This window comes from Sphingobium sp. WR1 (assembly GCF_059693745.1).
Genome location: NZ_JCATID010000084.1, coordinates 1 through 1261 on the forward strand (window position 1 = coordinate 1; position 1261 = coordinate 1261).

The 1261-nt window shown below is 65.3% G+C and carries 1 protein-coding gene and 1 pseudogene; both read left to right on the forward strand.

Going from position 1 to position 1261, the window contains the following annotated elements; translation table 11 throughout:
- Nucleotides 1-177: 177 nt before the first annotated feature.
- Nucleotides 178-333 (forward strand): annotated as a pseudogene (locus tag AC58EF_RS28470) (helix-turn-helix domain-containing protein); the annotation flags it as partial.
- 4 nt (nt 334-337) lie between these two features.
- Nucleotides 338-1204, forward strand: a complete 867-nt coding sequence (locus AC58EF_RS28475) for a LysR family transcriptional regulator (RefSeq protein WP_497279720.1) — start codon at nt 338-340, stop codon at nt 1202-1204.
- The last annotated feature ends 57 nt before the right edge of the window (nt 1205-1261 follow it).

The following is a 1261-nucleotide window of genomic DNA, read 5'->3' on the forward strand; positions in this document are numbered from 1 at the left end:
AAGAAGCGAATCGAGGCCGTTGCGGAGTGTCATGACGGTTCTTTCTTCTGAAAATGGTTCCGTAGGTCGCTGAGGGATCGATCGAGGCGACGTCCCCGGCTCGGGTGTTGCCATTCCCCTTTCCGGCGCGGTAGCGTCGCCTGATGATGTGCTGTGTCGCACGCCGGGGAACGCTGGATGGAAATTGAGGACTTGCGGACGTTCGTCGAAGTCGCCGACGCGGGTGGCATAACGCCCGCCTCGCGCCGGCTCGGCATATCCAAATCGATGGTCAGCCGGCGGCTCGTCCGGCTCGAGGCGGAGTTGAGTGTGCAGCTTCTCGCCCGCACCACGCGGGGTGCNCGACGCGGGTGGCATAACGCCCGCCTCGCGCCGGCTCGGCATATCCAAATCGATGGTCAGCCGGCGGCTCGTCCGGCTCGAGGCGGAGTTGAGTGTGCAGCTTCTCGCCCGCACCACGCGGGGTGCCGCGCTGACCGAGGCCGGGGCGACGTTCCGGGAATACGCTGCGCGGGTGGTTGCCGAGATCGAGGTTGCCAGGGAGACGGTCCTCCCGGCGGGCGAGTTGAGAGGACGCCTGCGCGTCGCGGCGCCGCTGTCGTTCGGACCGACGCATTTCGCGCCCATCCTCGCTGACATGGCGGCGCGCCATCCAGAGCTGCACATCCACGCATGCTACACGGATCGGTTCGTCGACCTGATCGCAGAGGGGTACGATTGCGCGATCCGCGTCGGAATGTTGCCCGATTCCAACCTGATCGCGAGAAGGATCGGCCCGATCAACGCCAAGTATGTCGCGTCGCCGGCCTATATCGAGAGATACGGGTTACCGGAAACGCCTGAGGAACTCGTGACCCATCAGGCACTCATGCAGGGCACCGAGACATGGCCCGCCATGGACGGCGACAAGGTCATCGCGATGCGGCCGCAAGGGCGGTTCAAAGCCGACAACGGCGTCGCCCTCGTTGCCGCTGCGGTGGCCGGGATCGGTATCGCAGCCCTCCCCAACGATCTGATTCAAGAGCATTTGGACTCGGGCGCACTGGTGCCAGTGATGCCGCGTTATCCCGTTCCCGAGCACGGCATCTATGTCGTCCGGCCCCCGGGGCAGCACCCATCGCGCAAGGTTCGGGTCCTCACCGAGATGCTGATCGAATGCTTCGGGCGCTCCAACGGGGGTTCCGAAGCGACCCGGGATCGGTAGCCCGGGCAAGCAGCACGGCATCGGTGATCGATGCCGAGTCTGCCTCCTGGACTCATT